The sequence below is a fragment of the Bacillus sp. SJS genome (genome assembly GCF_000732485.2).
Lineage (GTDB): Bacteria > Bacillota > Bacilli > Bacillales > Bacillaceae > Metabacillus_B > Metabacillus_B sediminis.
Genome location: NZ_JAQV02000023.1, coordinates 183,933 through 200,019 on the forward strand (window position 1 = coordinate 183,933; position 16,087 = coordinate 200,019).

General features: G+C 43.6%; 17 protein-coding genes. 9 read left to right on the forward strand and 8 right to left on the reverse strand.

Annotated features, from left to right (window positions below; translation table 11 throughout):
- Positions 1-28: 28 nt before the first annotated feature.
- Both AS29_RS21915 and AS29_RS14395 read left to right on the forward strand, forming a co-directional pair.
- Complete coding sequence (locus tag AS29_RS21915; RefSeq protein WP_269449398.1) at positions 29-136, forward strand: polymorphic toxin type 50 domain-containing protein; 108 nt, start codon at positions 29-31, stop codon at positions 134-136.
- A gap of 471 nt (positions 137-607) precedes the next feature.
- The gene (locus AS29_RS14395; RefSeq protein WP_035408202.1) at positions 608-3,034 is read left to right on the forward strand and encodes a bifunctional diguanylate cyclase/phosphodiesterase; all 2,427 of its coding nucleotides are present in this window, start codon (positions 608-610) and stop codon (positions 3,032-3,034) included.
- Positions 3,035-3,106: 72 nt separating this feature from the next.
- Here the strand turns inward: AS29_RS14395 and AS29_RS14400 are convergent, their stop codons facing one another.
- The 3 genes from AS29_RS14400 to AS29_RS14410 all read right to left on the reverse strand — a co-directional run bounded on the left by AS29_RS14400 (position 3,107) and on the right by AS29_RS14410 (position 6,471).
- Complete coding sequence (locus tag AS29_RS14400) at positions 3,107-4,003, reverse strand: helix-turn-helix domain-containing protein (protein ID WP_051860693.1); 897 nt, start codon at positions 4,001-4,003, stop codon at positions 3,107-3,109.
- A gap of 129 nt (positions 4,004-4,132) precedes the next feature.
- The gene (locus AS29_RS14405; RefSeq protein ID WP_035408204.1) at positions 4,133-5,344 is read right to left on the reverse strand and encodes a PqqD family protein; all 1,212 of its coding nucleotides are present in this window, start codon (positions 5,342-5,344) and stop codon (positions 4,133-4,135) included.
- Positions 5,341-6,471 (reverse strand): HesA/MoeB/ThiF family protein, encoded by a 1,131-nt coding sequence (locus AS29_RS14410; RefSeq protein WP_035408206.1) that lies wholly within the window; start codon positions 6,469-6,471, stop codon positions 5,341-5,343. Before AS29_RS14410 ends, AS29_RS14405 begins: the two co-directional genes overlap by 4 nt.
- 537 nt (positions 6,472-7,008) lie before the next feature.
- Here AS29_RS14410 and AS29_RS14415 point away from each other — a divergent pair.
- The gene (locus AS29_RS14415) at positions 7,009-7,677 is read left to right on the forward strand and encodes an LPXTG cell wall anchor domain-containing protein (RefSeq protein WP_035408208.1); all 669 of its coding nucleotides are present in this window, start codon (positions 7,009-7,011) and stop codon (positions 7,675-7,677) included.
- The gene (locus AS29_RS14420; protein ID WP_035408210.1) at positions 7,674-8,246 is read left to right on the forward strand and encodes a class D sortase; all 573 of its coding nucleotides are present in this window, start codon (positions 7,674-7,676) and stop codon (positions 8,244-8,246) included. Before AS29_RS14415 ends, AS29_RS14420 begins: the two co-directional genes overlap by 4 nt.
- 38 nt (positions 8,247-8,284) lie before the next feature.
- Here AS29_RS14420 and AS29_RS14425 read toward each other — a convergent pair whose 3' ends face one another.
- Complete coding sequence (locus AS29_RS14425; RefSeq protein WP_035408212.1) at positions 8,285-9,070, reverse strand: HAD family hydrolase; 786 nt, start codon at positions 9,068-9,070, stop codon at positions 8,285-8,287.
- A gap of 228 nt (positions 9,071-9,298) precedes the next feature.
- Here AS29_RS14425 and AS29_RS14430 point away from each other — a divergent pair, with 228 nt between their 5' ends.
- From AS29_RS14430 to AS29_RS14440, 3 genes are all read left to right on the forward strand, one after another.
- Positions 9,299-10,069, forward strand: a complete 771-nt coding sequence (locus AS29_RS14430) for a hypothetical protein (protein WP_035408213.1) — start codon at positions 9,299-9,301, stop codon at positions 10,067-10,069.
- Positions 10,070-10,244: 175 nt separating this feature from the next.
- A complete protein-coding gene (locus AS29_RS14435; protein ID WP_035408215.1) occupies positions 10,245-10,619 on the forward strand; it encodes a hypothetical protein in 375 nt (124 codons plus the stop codon).
- A complete protein-coding gene (locus tag AS29_RS14440) occupies positions 10,612-10,869 on the forward strand; it encodes a hypothetical protein (RefSeq protein WP_035408217.1) in 258 nt (85 codons plus the stop codon). Before AS29_RS14435 ends, AS29_RS14440 begins: the two co-directional genes overlap by 8 nt.
- A 69-nt stretch (positions 10,870-10,938) precedes the next feature.
- On the opposite strand, the gene AS29_RS14445 is transcribed toward AS29_RS14440, so the two are convergent.
- From AS29_RS14445 to AS29_RS14455, 3 genes are read right to left on the reverse strand one after another with little or no spacing between them, the layout of a single operon-like run.
- A complete protein-coding gene (locus tag AS29_RS14445; RefSeq protein WP_035408219.1) occupies positions 10,939-11,370 on the reverse strand; it encodes a DUF350 domain-containing protein in 432 nt (143 codons plus the stop codon).
- 25 nt (positions 11,371-11,395) lie between these two features.
- Positions 11,396-12,646 carry a glutathionylspermidine synthase family protein gene (locus tag AS29_RS14450; protein WP_051860694.1) on the reverse strand — a complete coding sequence of 417 codons (1,251 nt, stop codon included), beginning with the start codon at positions 12,644-12,646 and terminating at the stop codon, positions 11,396-11,398.
- Entirely contained in the window at positions 12,646-12,966 is a 321-nt protein-coding gene (locus tag AS29_RS14455) for a hypothetical protein (protein ID WP_035408221.1), read from the reverse strand. The genes AS29_RS14450 and AS29_RS14455 overlap by 1 nt, the downstream gene beginning before the upstream one ends.
- 106 nt (positions 12,967-13,072) lie before the next feature.
- On the opposite strand from AS29_RS14455, the gene AS29_RS14460 reads away from it, so the two are divergent.
- Entirely contained in the window at positions 13,073-13,513 is a 441-nt protein-coding gene (locus AS29_RS14460; RefSeq protein ID WP_035408224.1) for a hypothetical protein, read from the forward strand.
- Positions 13,510-13,899: a ribosomal maturation YjgA family protein gene (locus tag AS29_RS14465; RefSeq protein WP_035408227.1), complete on the forward strand. Its 390-nt coding sequence runs from the start codon at positions 13,510-13,512 to the stop codon at positions 13,897-13,899. The genes AS29_RS14460 and AS29_RS14465 overlap by 4 nt, the downstream gene beginning before the upstream one ends.
- Positions 13,900-13,916: 17 nt before the next feature.
- Here the strand turns inward: AS29_RS14465 and AS29_RS14470 are convergent, their stop codons facing one another.
- Positions 13,917-15,716, reverse strand: a complete 1,800-nt coding sequence (locus tag AS29_RS14470) for a YecA family protein (RefSeq protein WP_082883863.1) — start codon at positions 15,714-15,716, stop codon at positions 13,917-13,919.
- Positions 15,717-16,087: the final 371 nt, after the last annotated feature.

A 16,087-nucleotide genomic window follows, 5' to 3' on the forward strand; every position in this document is an offset into this window, starting at 1 on the left:
GAGTAAGACAAAAAGTAAATCATGGAGTTTGGTAGGAAGTACTTATGATTGCCATACTGGTGAATACCATGTGACCACTAAAGGAATGATACATTATGGAAAAGATGGTGCTCATATAGTACCAGCAAGACCATAAAGTTAGAGAAAAGAGAAAGGCTCATTAGTAGAAATTTCACTTTATGAGGATCCTCCAAGTGCAGTTTTTTTAGCTGACGGGCATCGTGTATGGAAAAGAGATAGTCAAAAATAGAAGAGTTATTTTAAAAAACATATCTGGATTTTGCAGACTAATAGTATTGGGTTTAATTTTTATAAATCTTTAAAGACTTATAAAGCATAAACCAATTTTAAACACCTGTTGATTGAAGAGGAGGCTCACCGCCCGCCCGCAACGGAAATCAACTGACGAATTTATGAGAGGTTTTGATTTTTTAAAAAGGTCCTGCGAGTAGAATTTCTTCAGGATTTGTTTTTTAAAACTTGAAATAAACCAAGAAACTCCACTCCCCCAACTCTCCCCACCCTATCAAGAATTCCCTTCCCCCAACCGATATACATAGAAAGAAAACCTCTATTAAATTCGCTTATTAAGGAGATCCCACCATAAATGGAACACGCATCAATCATGTACAATATTCCACTCGTTATCCTTTCTGTCATCATTGCTGTGACCGCTTCGTTTGCTGCGCTTAATGTCAGCATTAAAATCAATAAAGCGAAACCGCTTGCGCGTTATATCTGGCTTGCATCGGGAGCTTTTGCGATGGGCCTTGGCATTTGGGCCATGCACTTTGTTGCCATGCTCGCGCTTCATTTATCCATGCCTGTTTCGTATGACTATCAAATTGTAGTCATCTCTATCATTCCAGCGATTATTGCTTCCGGTTTGGCGCTGTATGTGATTAGCAGAAAGACGGCTGCAGGAACGATAAGAATTACCGTATCTGCGCTGCTTATGGCGATTGGGATTGTTTCCATGCATTACACCGGGATGGCGGCAATGAAAATGGCAGCTACTATTCAATATGATCCAATCATATGGGGGCTTTCTGCTATCATTGCATTTATCACATCGGTTGTGGCCCTGTATTTGCTGCAGTTTGTCAGTCAAAATCACCGCAAACCGGGTATTTGGCGGATCAAGGCCGGAAGTGCCCTGATCATGGGAATCGCCATTGCCGGGATGCATTATACCGGAATGGCCGCCGCGAAATTCACTCCGCACTCTCATCATATCATGTCGAAGGAAGCAGCTATTGATAATACGCTATTGGCCTATTCCATTGCATTTTGTATGCTGGTGATCTTCGGCATTGTGTTCATTAGTATGTTTGTGGATCAGCGGTTTGAACATCAATCCATCCAATCAGAAAGAAAATTCCGTTCTGTATTTGAATCAGCGAATGATGCAATCATTTTAGCGGATTCAAGGGGTGTCATCATTTCATGGAATCAGGGAGCCGAGAGGATGTTCGGCTACAAGGAATTAGAAGTCACCGGACAAAAGCTGCAAATGATCATTCCGGACAAATTTAAAGAGGCCCATCAACGGGGAATGGACCGCTACCTTTCCACAAAGGAAGAGCGGGTGGTCGGGCAAACCGTGGAGCTTGAAGGACTGAATAAAAACGGGAATGAATTCCCAATTGAGCTTTCTTTAGCATCATGGAAGGAAGATCAAGAGATTTATTTCAGCAGCATCATCCGCGACATTACGGAGCGCAAGAAAACTGAAATGAAAATCAATCAGATGGTCTACCGGGATGCCTTGACGGATTTGCCGAACCGCCTTCTATTAAATGACCGGCTTTCTTCAGCAATGGATCAGGCGGCCGCCAATCAGCAGCAAATCGGCATCATGTTTATGGATTTGGACCGCTTTAAAAACATCAACGATACGTTAGGCCATGACGCCGGAGATCAGCTGTTAATTGAGGTGGCAAAGCGAATCAAAGCCTCTCTTGATAAGTCGGACACGGTCAGCCGGCAGGGCGGGGATGAGTTCATCATTCTGCTTCCCCATACAAGCACGGCTGAAGTGACGAAAAAAGCCCAGACGGTCATTGATTTGTTCAGCCGATCCATCACAATTAAGGACATTGAGCTGTTTGTCACCCCGTCAATCGGGATTGCCATGTATCCGGCAGATGGCCGGGACATTGATAGTTTAGTCAAGAATGCGGATACCGCAATGTACCGGGTCAAGGAAGATGGGAAAAACAACTTCCAGTTCTATGCTCCGAGTATGAATGAAATCGTTTCAAAGAAAATGCAGCTTGAAAATGGCATGCGGAAAGCCTTGAAACAAAATGAATTTAGAGTGGTTTACCAGCCGCAGGTGGAAGTAGCGACCGGGAAAATCATTGGGGTAGAGGCACTGCTCCGTTGGCATCATCCGGAATGGGGTGTCATTTCCCCTGCTGAATTTATTCCGATTGCAGAAGAAACCGGGCTGATCCTTCCAATCGGTGAATGGGTGCTCCACGAGGCATGTCTTCAAAATAAGACGTGGCAGCAGAACGGCTATCAGCCGCTCCGTATGGCCGTTAACATCTCATCCCGCCAATTTCAGCAAAGCAACCTCGTCGAAATGGTCAGGGACACGTTAACGAAAACAGGTCTTCATCCAAGTTTTCTCGAGCTTGAATTAACGGAGAGCATCATTCAGGACTCCAATCACGCTGTCCATAAAATGCAGCAGCTGAGGGATATGGGGATTCACCTATCGATCGACGATTTCGGAACCGGCTATTCGTCCTTGAGCTACCTGAAAACATTCCCGATCAATACGCTCAAAATCGACCAAACGTTTACTAGAAACATATACACGGATCCAAAGGACGCTTCCCTCGTCGACACCATCATCAACATGGCGCACAACCTCAATCTAAAGGTTATCGCAGAAGGCGTCGAAACAGAGGAGCAGCTTCAATTCCTGGAGACGAAAAACTGCAACGAAGCACAAGGCTACTACTTTAGCAGGCCTATTTCAGCGGAGGATCTTGAAGTGATACTGGGTGAGGAAGTGGCTTAAAAGTTTGAGAGAAGAAAACCCGCTGGCCATTTTCGGCCAACGGGTTTTTTGAGTTTGGTAGAACTTGATCGTCTACCGTCCAGGCTGTTCCTTTCTGCCGGAGTTCTCTAAGTCTTTTTCAGGGATGATCCTGCATCCGCCCTTTCCCAGCAGCTCAAAATAATCCCGGGCTTTTTTAAAATAGCTGGCTGCCTGATAAGAGTCGTTTAAACAGTTGTAGTTTTGGCCCATTAAATAGTGAAGTTCCGGCAGAAGATAAAGAGAGTAGGCACTTAAACACCATTGAATGGCTTTATGGCAGAGCTGAATCGAGTCATGGTGGTTCCCGAGCTTAAATTTTGCTTTGGCGCAGTTGAAGTAGATTCTTGTTTTAAGTGTTTTATCTGCCAGGTTTGGCACGCGTTCGAGGTGCTGAATAATGGTTTGGTGCTGCTGTGCCAGCTGTTTGTAATCCTCCAATTCAAGCAGAAAGACGCATTTCGTGTTGAGGATTTCCATTTCGCGTTCGGTCATGGTTTTGGATGTGAAGCTTGTGAGGGAGATGGCTTGATCAAGCATAGCGATCGCCTCTTTCTGCTTTTGGGCGATATTAAACAGCCCGATGGCATCGTGCCAAATAAGCAGCTGCTGATAGGAAGGGGTAGTTTTGTAAAGAGGATTTTTTTTCTCAGTCTGCACGAGCTTTTGAATCTCTTCGTATTTCTCTTCACGTCTTAATGCAGTTAACTGTGACTCCACTTCTAGTACATAATGATAATTTGAAGTAGTGGCTATATTGAAGAAATAACTGACGTCCACTCCAAGCCTTTGGGCAATGAGGTAGAGGGTAGGAGCATACGGATAGACATCCCCTTTTTCGATTTTGCTGATTTGAGCTTGAGAACAAATGCCTGCTGCAAGCTCTTTTTGAGACATGCCGATGGCCTTTCTCAGGAAATAGATTTCTTTGCCGATTTTTGAAAAGTCCATTTGTTTTCCTTTCTTTCTTAAACATATCAGGGACTCTTAGCTGCAAAGGACAGGGAAGGGTATGTTCAGAATGGGTTGTAAAAAAATAAAGCAAGAATCTCTTGCTTTATTTCGGCTGAGAAACAGTATTCATATAGCTTCCTGCTCCCGATTGGCGGGTTTGTTTCGCTGAGCAATCCGTTCTTTCCGCGCATTTTTCAACCCAATCAGCCAGATGACCAGCTCGATGGCACCAACGCTCACGACCATCAGGCTGTCCCAGAAATAATAGGAGCTGTAGGTGTAGGTGCTTAGCGAGCGGATTGCATAAGAAAGGGTATACCAAAGGGCAGGAACTTGAAGATAAAGGGTTAAGGTCACAGATACAAAGCCTCCGATGATATAAAGGACACCAAACCATTTTGCGTTGTTCTTTTCATGAAGCGGAAGGGACGCCCATTCTGCCGGTTCTTTTCGGAGAACGGTTTTCCGTAAAAACATGAGACTGTGTTCATGCATAGCGGATGTATTTTTCCAATTCGAAATGACATAATAAATGTCTGTTCGGAGGAAAATGATGAATTGCCACACAAAGCCATATAAGGCAATCAGCGCAATCATTCTTGCAAAAGAAATCACCAGTTCTGAAGAAGAGAGCAGCTGAACCGCAAAGCACCCGAGGGCAATGACGGTATTCCAGGCCATGCCGGCTAAAAATGGAACATAGCGGTTTTTCTTAGGCTTTCCCCAAAGCCCTGTCATATCGGTTTCAGCAACGAGGAAAATCATTCTTAAATTGAGCCTTATCTTCGAATGGACTTTTTCTTTGGAGGCGGCAAGCAGATGGGCGAATTCGTGAATCAGCGTAAGGCCCCAGCCTACTACAAGGAAAATCAATCCGCTCAATCCGACTGGCTCAAATACAAACATATCCCGGAATGTAGGGATGAGAGATGGATAGAGAATGAGTAAAAGAATAAGGGCTGCAAAAGAAACCACATACAAAAGGTTGGCTGTCTTGCTGAAGAACAGGCTGCCTAATCTGAATAGGACAGGATTAACTTCTTTACGAAAAGAATCGTTCAGCACCTCTGAATCGATTTTATAAATCAAATCGCAATCTTTCAACATCTCAACAAAATCAAGGACGTCCACATCTTCTCCGTATTTACGGTCAATTTTCTCTTTCACCTGCAGCAAGGTATTCTTCCCATCCAGAAGCCTCACAACATCAACGGCGACTTCGGGAACCCGCAGGAATTCCCCAATAGATGAATCCCCAATTGAAAATTCATCTCCTTCCGGCTGGATGGAAAGATGGGAGCAGTCGACAATGGATTGAAGGGTAAGCGCGCTGCTCATGCTTCTGTCAATTCCCGTTCTGCCAGCTTTTGAAGCTCCTCAAATGAAGCCAGCTGTTCAAATGAGCCTGAGCACGTCGGACAGCAGGCAAGCCTTCCTGTTCCGAACTCACTCTGTTCAAGTGTTAAATCTGAGAGATCCATTGTCAGCATCGGTTTGGATACAGGAGAGATTCCGGTAAGAAGCTTAGCTGCATCTGTCATCATAAGTCCGGTTAATAACGATACGTTCGGGCCAAACCCGGTGTTGACGTTTGAAAAGATCTTTCCGTAGCTTTCCTTCAGACGGTAAACGGAATCCCGGTGCAGCGACATGGTATGAATCAGCATACAATCATAGCAAGGATCCCCATTAGCAGGAATGACCCGGTCAAGCTGGACGATTTGGTGATTGACTCCCCCGCTATAATAAGGAATATTCAGCTTTACACAAGCGGCACTGACCCATCGCAAGGAACTGATAGCCGGCTGGTCAATCATATTAATGACCACATCCGCCCCTTCAAGAATGGGAAGCAGGTCCATGTACGAGCTAATCTCCAGATCATGGACAATCATGCTGATGTCAGGATTGATCTTCAGTACTTTTTCCCGGGCAGCATCCGTCTTTAACCGTCCAATATCTTCTTCATTATATAGACACTGCCGATTCAAGTTGGATCGCTCCACAATGTCAAAGTCCACTCCGACGATTTCCCCAATGCCCATACCTGCAAGAAAAGAAGCAGCAAGGCTCCCTCCGCCTAACCCGAGAACCACAGCCTTCTTGTCCCGTAAACGATTCTGTATTTCATACTTGCTCACATCAAGGCTTGAGAATCCGGAAAAGTAGTTAAAATTTGACCGGTAGCGCTCAAGTTCCGTCTTTGTATAATGGGGAGGCTGGTACTCATATTCAACAAATCCAAGGCTGTCCAAGGACTCAATCGCATCTGCTACCTCTTCCTTTGAAAGGGAGAGTTTTGACGAAATTTCGTCGATTGAATGGTCTCCATCCAGCAGCCTGCATAATTGATAGATTCCTCCATCCGGATCCTCAATGTCTGTCGCTACATAATTGAGAGTAATTTCAATACAGCCTTCCTTTTGAATAATCGGCAGCAGTGTCTTCTTTATGGCAGGGTTCATCTTCGTTGCCTCCCTCTATGTCTAAGCGGCAAAGGCCGCGGGTGATTTTATTTGAAGTAAGAATAGACCATATCTAGTGAATAGAATGGTCTATCTTCTTTATTCACTTTTTATTCGATTAAGAAGTATGAGGCGGTCTGTACTGAGTAGGAGCCAATTTCTCGGATTTACGAACAACGATTTTCATATGTAGTACCTCCTTTGCCATAAGATGCTTCTTACAGGTTTTATCCTATCATTTATTAGAAAATATTGATTTTTTAGAAATCTTATATTTTTCCTCGTGAATAAGCAGTTACCTGAAGAAATCTGTCGTTTTTAGATAAAAATATAACTCTAGGAATATTTTTAAGGCCATCAGTACTAATGCACCTGATATCTATAAAATTTATCGTGTTTTTCTGCAGCAGAGCGGTTTTAATCGGAAAGAAAAACTAGAAATTTGTTGAAGGATAGTACTTTATAAAAAACAAAAACGGGATTATAATAACTTTAATGTTCTTTATTGAGAAAATGAAGGGGTAAGGGAGGATTCCAATGAAGTTATTTTCGGTTTTTATTAAGTGGTTTGCTGCAATCATCATTTTCCTTTTTAGTATGGCTCCTATGGTTCCTGTAAAGAAAGCCAGTGCAGCTTCAGAGCCTTCAGAAATCAGCCTTTCTGTTAACCCAAGTCCTTATTTATTCTCATTGAGTAATTTAAAACCTGGAGATTGGTCCACCCGGAAAATTGTTGTGAAGAATGAAGGGAAGCAAGATTTTCAGTATCACATGTCGGTCAAAAAAAATTCAGGATCAGATAAATTTTATAATGTTTTAGATGTAAAGATCAGCAGCCAGGGAGAAACCCTGTACAGCGGTCCATTAAAAAGCTTCAAGTTGGCTAACCCAAGATTGCTGGAAAATGGGCAGGAAGAAACGTTCGTTATTACGGTTCAATTTCCAATGAGTGCAGGCAATGAGTATCAAAAACTGCGGACCGAGGCGGTATTTTCCTTCCAAGCAGCAGATCTGGTGCCGCCTGCATCGGATCAAGACCAAGTAGGCGGAGTAAATACAGCATCAAACGCCAATGCTCAATCTGGTCTTCCTAAAACGGGTGAAGAGAGCCCTGTGATGATTGTCTTTACAGGAATCTTATTGATGACGATGGGATTTGGTTTGTTCTTTTACAAAAAGAATGGCCTTCCTAAACTGGGCGGATGAGAAGAATCCTCTCTCTTGTTTTAATCCTATCCGGGTTCGCAACGGCTATTTCACCGCAATGGGTTTCCTGGCATTCAAAGGTTCAGGAGGAGCATCTTCTATCCCAATGGAAAGAAGCAAAAAGGGAACTGGTGGATTTGGATCAGTATGAAAGTGTAAAGGCTTCTACCACTATAAAAATAGCAGGCAGTCTCGTAATTGAAAAAATAAATCTGGAGCTTCCCATTGTAGAGGGAGCGGGGCAGGAGGATTTGAAGGCTGCAGCCGGTCACATTACGGGCACGGCCGCACTTGGCGAGGAGGGAAATGCGGCTATTGCCGCGCATCGCAGCCGCACATTTGGGAGAAAATTCAACCGGCTTAATGAACTGAAGGATGGCGATTTGATCTCAGTAGAAACGGAACAGAAAAATCTATTGTTTACTATTTATAAAAAGACAATTGTTCCTCCATCTGATACAAGCGTTTTGGAAAAGCAGGGGGAGGGGCAAACGTTAACCCTTATAACGTGCGACCCGGTTGAAAACCCGACGAGAAGACTTGTGGTTTTTGCCAGGCTGGTTCCTTGAGCCCATCCTTCCCGGCAGCAGTGGGCAGGATGGGTTTTTTAATCCAACAATCCTAAACTCTTAAGACCGTTGGAAACCCCTGCTTCATTTACACTCGTCGTCCGATGCTTCGCATACGAAAACAAATCCGGATGAGCATTCCCCATCGCAAAGCCTTCTCCAACAGCAGACAGCATTTCCTTATCATTCATCCCGTCGCCGAAAGCTATAGAGGACGCGGCCGGCACATTTAACTGATCAAGAAAATGCTTCACTCCGACGCCCTTGTTAACATCCTCTCTTATCACATCAAAGCAATGGTAAAGCTCCTCGACATTTACCTGAGACAAATGAATGTGATCGGTTTGATAGTGAATGGACCCCTGATGGCTGTCTGTGATGACCGTTATCCCTAAAATTCCGTCCGGGCATGCTTTTGTTAAGGCTTCATTTTTCAATAAGTGCAATTTCTCCATGAATTGCTTTGTTCTAGGTGAGTCAGGTGCGGTGAACAGGTTTTTATCATGTGTATAGAGCACAAGCTCATGTCCTTTGTCTTGAGCGGTATCGATAAAGTACTGAACGTCTTTTGAATTCATCGCCCATTTGAAAACGTCATGCCGGTTATAGATCGCATAGGCCCCGTTGTATCCGATATAAGACGTGACATTGAGCTCTTCAGCAATAGGCGAAATTTCATGAAGTGGCCTTCCTGTTGCAAGGACAACAGTCAGCCCTTTCTCCTGGACCTTGGCAATGGCGATCTTTGTTGATTCATCAATAGTGTTGTCCGGTTTTACGATGGTTCCGTCGATATCGAGGAGCAGGACTTTGTATGGGATCATTAGATTTCCTCCACGAATTGTTGTTCCTAACAGAATAACAGGATAGCTTGGGAAAAGAAACACAAGAGTAACTCAAGATCTATTTAAATTCTGCATAATTGCTTAGGCAAAATGCGCTCAAGTTCATGAATATGTAATGTAGTTTAACCCATTTTGTCAAAATTTTGGTTTGCATTAGACAATCTACCAATCTCATATTCTTTAATAAAAAAGGATGTGTAATGGAAATTGTTAATATTACCGATAGCTGCAAAAGACATTTTAGTTAAACACAAGTATTTGCCCACCCCTCTTACTGCAAGCAGCAAATTATCTATCCTAAATAAGTTGAAGTTTCCATATATGCATGTGTTCATAGATAATCAAAGGTTTTATTTATTAAAAGGTATTGAACCGTATCATATATTAAAAGTTTTATATCCAAATCAAGAAGTGTATTGTCAAATACACGATGTAAAATTATCGAAAGAGGAATGGATGATTAACTTTCTTCAATCATGTTTTTTAGAGAACAGTTATTGGAAAGTTAAATACGAAGTAATCGTTATCTTGTTAAATCTATATGATAATGATGCTTCAAAAATTTCTGATATGACAGGGGTAAAAAAAGCTGAGATAGATAAGTACATTCTAGATCCCTCAATACCCGACCAATATAAAGGGCTAGCTATTCAAAAAGGGTGTCAGCCATTATTAAACCAAATTGCAAGAGAGGTTAATTTAGTTATTGAATTAAAAGAACATTTATATAAGTGGGTTTTCAGACAGCATAGACCTTTAACAGCTCAAAATATGGCAGACCTTAAAAATTATTTTAAGGATTTTAGATTAGGAAATGATATTAATACAGCAAAAATACAGCTTCAAGATATTTTTAATCGTAAGAAAGCACTCTTTGAAAATTGGAAAAGATGTCATTTATACGCTGAGGAAGAAGGGAAAACAGTAAATTATTCTCATGAAACATTTCAAAACGAAAGTGGCCCATTTATAAATTAGAGTTAAATCCTTTTCTAGTGAATTTGAAAGAATCAAATTAATTACTGAAATAAATAAATAGAAACGATATTATAATTAATGTAAAAATATCCTTATTAGTACATTTGGATTCTTCAAGATAGATGTAATAGATTTATAAAAATCATTCTAGATGCTAAAATAAGGGGGAATTTAAGTGGTTGGCCGTAACAATTGGAACAGTTATTTTGAACAGAAATTTGATGGTTTTTTTATAAAACCTTATGCTTTGGAAAAAATAGAGAAAAAGCATTCTGTATATGAAAGTGAATTAGAGGATGCACTAGACGATCCTTGTTGGGTAATAAATAAAAATAATAAATCAGGGCCTCTCTTACCGAATGGTGTGCAGCCAGAAGGGGAAGTATTTGATATTTTTTGTGAAACATCAGAAGGCAGATTATTAAAAGTAGTGGGAAGGCTTTATGAAGGAGGCCGGTTTCAAATCATTACAGTGTTGCCGGGAAATAAAATTAGTATCAATGAACGGCAGTACTACATTCGAGAAAAGGAGTTGATATGCAGTGACTGAAAAGAAAAGAGCGGGTAGAAATATTAAACTTAATGTAACAGATGACATCTCACATATGGGCGTTACGGAAACAGAGTATCGAATAATAGAGGATGATGTTGATCCAGAATTAAATCGGGATAATAAGGTAGAACTGACGAAAAGAGAAGAGGAATTTGTGGTTGAAGAATCTAAAAGGTATGATTTAGAGCCTAAAACTCTAAAAACCATCTTAGAAAAGTACAAAAAAGAGCATGGCAAAGTTATATAACATTTCCACGAAGTTAACAATGGTCAATAAAAGGGATAAGGAGCTATGCTCCTTATCCCTTTTTCACCGTCACTGATTCTGCAGCATCTCATAAACCGCATCATAAGAAAGCGAGCCCGCAATAATCAGCCCGACGGAAACGGAAATCATGAAAAGCAGGATGGCGACGGCTTTGTTGCCTTCTTCCACCTTTTTAGCAAGGGAGATTTTCGGAAACAGAAGGTGCTCAACCATCCAGTAAGATAAAATTTGTGCGGCCAGGCCGAATACGCTCCACAGGCAGTAGTCCACTACATTGAGCGAGTATTGGGCAGCGGCCCAGATGACGATGGCGAGGCCGAGCATTTTGCCTCCGAGCTTGATGGCGGCGGCTGTGTTAGCCTCCTCCAAGATCTGCTTTCGTTCGCTCATTTTGGTTGTGATGCTGAACAGGACAGCTCCGATAAGGAGGGTTGCCAGGCCGATCACAAGGTAGGTAAGGGTATGGAACAATGCTTCCATTTTAATCGTCTCCTTTAATTGCAAATTAAGTGCGGATTCCGGCTGGCAAAAAGTACGCCTCGTTTCCTGTGATGGCGCTTCCGGCTCTGATTCCGAAGGCTTGCGCTTTCTTTCCGATGACAAATGAACCGACTAACAGGTGAGCCTGATCTTTACCATAAGGTGTCTCAATAGCAGCGGTCGGCAGCTCCTGATATTCCTGATAAACTTTAAGGGATTCGCTGTATGTTTTCAGTGTGTTTTCAGCTAAAGGTGCTCCGTCACTCCCAAATACCGTTATGGTATCGCCTTCTCTTCCGAAGGCGGGCTTCTCGACGAAGGCTTTTCCTTTCTGAATGAATGGCTCTTTTTCCAGATAGGTCGGAAGGAAATGCTGTCCGATCCATTCGTGCTCGGTGTCGCTGTAATAGGAGTGCCCGTTTTCATGCAAGCCCCAGATGAGCGCCTGAACAGCCTTGGATTGAAGCAAAAAGGAGGACAGCGGGTTCAGGATGGCAAGTCTGCCGTCTTTAACGAGCTTCAGCAGCTGTATGCCAATGGCCGTTCCGTCTTCACTCCGGTCATTCACGAGATGCTCAATCGGATACGTTTGCCTGTAGAGCACATCAATTTTTACGCCAGCAGGGGTGTAAATTCCGTCGCCTTCTTTCAGCTGGAGTTCATGGATGGGCACAATTTCATGAGGGTATCCAAAAAGGCGGCCGAGATAAGCGGCGGTATGCCAATCCTCTTCATGATCGGCATGGGCGGTGAACACAACCTTTGGCGCCCGGTCTTGATTCCAAAGCTCCCGGACTGCCTGTCGAATTGCATTCTGAAGCGATCCTTCACAGCCTTCGTTCGGATCCACCAATCCGAAATGCCTGGCAGCCAATCCATTTACATGGAAAAGCTCATAAATAAAAGTCGGGGTATCCGCATTCAGCTCGAAATGCTTCCAGCCGCTGCTTGTTTGTACAAGATCAACTCGCCGGATTACGCCTTCATTCTGTAAGGGATTTAACCGGAGAAAAGGAACGGATTCTTCCGGGAAGCCGAGTTCGAGCATCGACTCGTCAGGTAAAGAGCGGAGAAGCGGAGCCGTTTTATCATAGATGGCCGCAATTCGCTCGGTGACCTCCCGGATTTGCTGTGCTTCATTCCTAAACATCGTCTTTATGTCGTATAGCGCATAGGGCTCTCCGAACAGGTCATGCCAAAAATTTGGGATGGTTTGATAGAAATTTTGGCGCTTTTTTTCATGCTGGGGAAAGCGGATGCGCGGCAAAGCTTCCATTATCCGCCGAAGCCGCCTTTTGATCCGCTGCCGATTCCTGTTTTGCCTTTGCTTATGTAGTTTTTATAGGATGAACTCTTTTTTAAAGCGTTGGAGTTGGCAAAAAAAGATCCGCCCCAGAAAAAGTAGCCGAAATGAGGACTGGAGTCATCATCGCATTGCCAAGTCTCCGTGTCATTATCCCATTCCCAATCATCACATGATTTATCTTTAGGCTTAGGGGGTCTGTCCTGTGACGAACAGCCTGACATCCCAATCGCCAAAACAGAGGCTGTCGCTGTAAGCAGCACATTTTTCATCATACGTTCTGTTTTGTTCACAATGAACCTCCTAGCAGCTAATGGATTCTTTACCGATTTTAACACAGTTTTTTTCAAAATAAACAAACTTTCCCATATAATAGAGTGTAAAAAGGATGTGTCAGCCATGCACCGTATACTCGAATACCGATTGAATGATCCACTGAATGACTATCCGGCAATCTACCATTTTAAAGATCTCGATCCGATGCAGATTTTTTGCAGACGAAGCTGCGATTATTTTGTGATAGAAGGGTCTGTTTATGAAGTAACCAGTACCGCTCTTGAACATGACCGGTTCGTTATTTATCTCAATCCGGATAAAGAGGAACAGCCTTTTGCCTCTGCTGTCCAGGACCGCCCGCTTGGAATTGAAATCCGCTTATATGAAGAATACAAGGAAAGCCCGGAATTTATGTATATCTCATGCTTCGACCATGTAGATGTCTTCTCCCGTCTTGACTCCACCTACCTTACCTTAAGAGGAAAGGAATATGAGCGGATCAGCGCGGAAATGGATCAGGACCGCCGGGTGTACGTGCTGTACGTGAAAGAAACCGGAGAATGAATCGTTCCCGAATTTTTTATGGACTCCTGCTTATTCTTATGGTCGGACTCGGTCTCTATTCAAGAAGGCTGTCTCCATTCCTTCCGGGATTCATCAACACATACCTGGGAGATGCCATATGGGCGGCGATGATTTTCGTAGGTTTTGCCTTTCTTTTTAATAGGAGAAAAACAGCGGTCATTGTGGGAGCCGCCGGTTTCTACTGCCTGCTCACAGAGTGCAGCCAACTCTATCAAGCCGCCTGGATCAATGACATGAGGGCAACGTCTCTTGGAGGATTGGTTCTCGGGTATGGTTTCCTTTGGACGGATTTGGCCGCATATGCCATTGGAATAAGCGTGTGTGCAGGCAGTGAGTACATAGCAAAAAAACCCTCTGTCCGTTAAGGAAGAGGGCTTCTTTCTTATACAAATTCAGTTTCCGTAATCGCTTTTGCTACATCCTCAGAAAGATTGGTTCCATTTCGATCATCGAGCCACTTCGCAAGAGTTTTCATCGTGCTTGCGAATTCCTTAAGCTGGGTTTTGCTTGTTTGTGTATAGAGGGCAAATAAGTCCTTGCCGAACACATCGTTCCAGAATGTCTGGCTGCAGTCACTCCAGCTGGTTAATGATTTACCTTCCAGGATTTCACGAAGATCCAATAGGTTGTTGCGGTATTTTCGTACGGTGTTTTCTGATTTTCCCATGGATTTTTCACGGTAAAAATTCATTAAATCAGAGGCATAAAAACTATGGATGGTATCCGGTCTGAAACCCAATGCTTCATAAAACGGAATGTCTTCCTGCTGCACAAGGCTTCCGCTTTTTTTCCCAGGGGGAGAAGCCGGTGTCAGGGCAGATGTCCGTTTTTCTCCTCCGGTTACGAAAGGAGAAAGCGGGAGACCCAATTCCCTGCGGATCGTATTGAAATCCGGTGTCAGATCTCCGTCCTCCATTTGCTTCGAATAGTTGTGCTCATAGTTTTTCAGCCAGTGCTCAGCATCCGCTTCCCGTCCTTCTTTGCACATCTCTTTTAAGGAGAGGTTATCATAAGCGGGAATCTTTTGATCCAGGTCCATGTTCAGGAAAGCCTGGGCAATCGGTGCAAATTGCTCGGGAGAAGCCTCCTCAGAATGAAACACCATATTGCTGATTTCAGCATGAAACGGAATGGTAATTGCTTTGGAAGACTGGTCCATGTAGGATAGCGCCACACCCGTTTTCTTCATCGTATGTTTAAAGGCTTCTGCATGATCAGAGCCTATACATGTAAAGGAAAGAATCCCTTTTCTCACTTCTATCGTCCCATAAACATCGCCAAGGAGGGCCGAGCCCTTCATTTCGCTGTCCGTGAACGTTTTCCAACCACCGGTCCAGCTGGCCGATTTCTCTTCTGCCCATTCGTTAATGAGAAATTCATCATTATGATGGAAAAACTCAAGAAGAGCTTCATCATTTAGAACTTTATAGGTTACTTCAATCTGCTCAATCACCTTGGACTGATCCCCGGACTTTTCGCTTTCCTTTTGAACAATCTCTGCCATAAGCTCAGGGAAATAATGAAGCAGGACTTCTTCATGAGGAAGGTTTTCCTTCTCCATAAGCTCCTTCGTCATGGAAACGGCTGCCCGTATCCCTTGTGGAGTCGTGAATGCTCTCAGGCCGTTAAACAAATATTGATTTTCAAACGGCTCCAGCATGGAAAGCGTCCCGTACCAAGGGATAAACTCGCCCGTATTCTCCGGTGAACGCGGCACAGGGAACGTTTCACCCGTGAACTGATCCTCAAAAAGAACCGAGTGCTCGGATCGATCAATGGCCTGCAGCAAACGGGGATTAAGCGAAATCCATGTGCGCAGCATCGTTTCCTGATCAGTGGTCAAATGAATATGATTCTCCTCATAAAACCATTCTATAGGCCGTTTGCCATTTTCAGTCTTCCGAAGAAAGTATAGATAGAATTCAAAAAACGAATCCTCAATATGCCGGGGAACGGTATTCCGCGTTCTCTCCCTGAATTCCTGACGGAAGGTATGAATCTCGGCGTGATTATAATGCTCTTGGAAAAAACGGCTTACTCTAAGAACGAGCTCCTCTTTCTGCTGCAGAAACCGATCCTGCTTCACCTCATTCAGCTGAACCACATTCTCCTTCGACAAACAGCACTTCTTATATTTTTTCCCGCTGCCGCAAGGGCACGGTGCATTTCGATTAATGGACATACAATTCACCTATCTGTTTTAGAATTCTTCAATAGTACAAGTTAAACGTATTTTTTGGGGGAGGTCAAGGGAGGCGGGGGTATATTGGGGTAGTGCCGGGCCCTAATAAGCGCTGGATTAGGCTGAGGCTGGCGCCTGACCCGCACTGCTTCACAGCAAGTGGGGGCAGAGGGAGCGGAGACTAAAGCCTTATGTGGCAAGGGATTGAACAGTCGGTGCCACAGCTTTATTTTGGCAGAGAATGTGGGGACTGGCACGGTGCCAGTCCCACTAGCGTTGCACGCAAGGGTTTAAATTGAATATATTCAATAATTTTACAGTTGATTTGATGAGAGGAATGAAAAAAGGAGAGTATGGACAGTAAATGACCT

What these genes read in the sequence shown, in the direction of transcription:
- AS29_RS14395 (WP_035408202.1), top strand. Translation starts at nt 608, where the DNA reads ATGGAACACGCATCAATCATGTACAATATTCCACTCGTTATCCTTTCT.
- AS29_RS14400 (WP_051860693.1), bottom strand. Translation starts at nt 4,003, where the DNA reads ATGGACTTTTCAAAAATCGGCAAAGAAATCTATTTCCTGAGAAAGGCC.
- AS29_RS14405 (WP_035408204.1), bottom strand. Translation starts at nt 5,344, where the DNA reads ATGAGCAGCGCGCTTACCCTTCAATCCATTGTCGACTGCTCCCATCTT.
- AS29_RS14410 (WP_035408206.1), bottom strand. Translation starts at nt 6,471, where the DNA reads ATGAACCCTGCCATAAAGAAGACACTGCTGCCGATTATTCAAAAGGAA.
- AS29_RS14415 (WP_035408208.1), top strand. Translation starts at nt 7,009, where the DNA reads ATGAAGTTATTTTCGGTTTTTATTAAGTGGTTTGCTGCAATCATCATT.
- AS29_RS14420 (WP_035408210.1), top strand. Translation starts at nt 7,674, where the DNA reads ATGAGAAGAATCCTCTCTCTTGTTTTAATCCTATCCGGGTTCGCAACG.
- AS29_RS14425 (WP_035408212.1), bottom strand. Translation starts at nt 9,070, where the DNA reads ATGATCCCATACAAAGTCCTGCTCCTCGATATCGACGGAACCATCGTA.
- AS29_RS14445 (WP_035408219.1), bottom strand. Translation starts at nt 11,370, where the DNA reads ATGGAAGCATTGTTCCATACCCTTACCTACCTTGTGATCGGCCTGGCA.
- AS29_RS14450 (WP_051860694.1), bottom strand. Translation starts at nt 12,646, where the DNA reads ATGGAAGCTTTGCCGCGCATCCGCTTTCCCCAGCATGAAAAAAAGCGC.
- AS29_RS14460 (WP_035408224.1), top strand. Translation starts at nt 13,073, where the DNA reads ATGCACCGTATACTCGAATACCGATTGAATGATCCACTGAATGACTAT.
- AS29_RS14465 (WP_035408227.1), top strand. Translation starts at nt 13,510, where the DNA reads ATGAATCGTTCCCGAATTTTTTATGGACTCCTGCTTATTCTTATGGTC.
- AS29_RS14470 (WP_082883863.1), bottom strand. Translation starts at nt 15,716, where the DNA reads ATGTCCATTAATCGAAATGCACCGTGCCCTTGCGGCAGCGGGAAAAAA.